We start from the raw sequence: 685 nt of genomic DNA, 5'->3' as shown, positions 1-685 counted from the left end.
CTCCACGGACAAGGACGACCTGCCGGAGATGCGCCGCCTGCTGCGCAGCCTGCGCCGGCTGCCGCGCCCGCAGCTGAAGCTGATGAGCCTGGTGGCCAGCGCCATCCTGCCGACGCGCCGCTAGCGTCCTTGCGCGCGCGGCCGGCCCCCGGGCGGCCCCGCGTCCTGTTCGCGCTCCGTCACCCGCCACACCCAGCCGGACGGGGTGAGGTCCCGGTGCGCGGTGTGCACGTCCACCGCGTACACGTCCACGGTGTGCTCGCCCACGGACAGGTCCTTCACGCGCCAGCGGGCCTCGCAGGGGATGAAGAGGCTGCCATCCAGCGAGCACCAGAACACGGGCTTCAGCGTCGTGGCGGTGAAGACGAAGGTGGCCTCGCGCGAAGGCGTGGCGCCCGGGGGCCCCTCGTCGATGAACGTGTCCGGCCCGTCATTCCCCGCCCGCGCGAGCGACGGGGAGAACAACAGGGGCGTCAACATCAGCAGGAGCAGCAGGGACGCCAGCACACCGTGGGGGAGATAGCGCAGGGACGGCGGGGGAATCATGGCCGGGACTCCGAGGCACCACGGGCGCGCGGCACCCCGGTGCTCCATGCCCCCCGCTCCCAGGGCGCGACGCTCGGCGGCGGCCTTGGAGGACGGAGGCGTGTCATGGAGTCCGGGGAACGGGGATAAGGGCGACTTC

Annotated in this window: 1 protein-coding gene; it reads right to left on the bottom strand. The window is 73.0% G+C overall.

Going from position 1 to position 685, the window contains the following annotated elements:
• Nucleotides 1-120: 120 nt before the first annotated feature.
• The gene (locus tag D7V97_RS43465; RefSeq protein WP_120616310.1) at nt 121-546 is read right to left on the bottom strand and encodes a hypothetical protein; all 426 of its coding nucleotides are present in this window, start codon (nt 544-546) and stop codon (nt 121-123) included.
• Nucleotides 547-685 lie beyond the last annotated feature (139 nt).

This window comes from Corallococcus sp. CA053C (genome assembly GCF_003611675.1).
Lineage (GTDB): Bacteria > Myxococcota > Myxococcia > Myxococcales > Myxococcaceae > Corallococcus.
Note: the sequence above shows the minus strand (reverse complement) of the source record. Positions and strands in the feature narration are given on the sequence as shown.

Bases quoted from the DNA above. Each gene is read 5' to 3' on its own strand.
- D7V97_RS43465 (WP_120616310.1), bottom strand. From the start codon at position 546: ATGATTCCCCCGCCGTCCCTGCGCTATCTCCCCCACGGTGTGCTGGCG.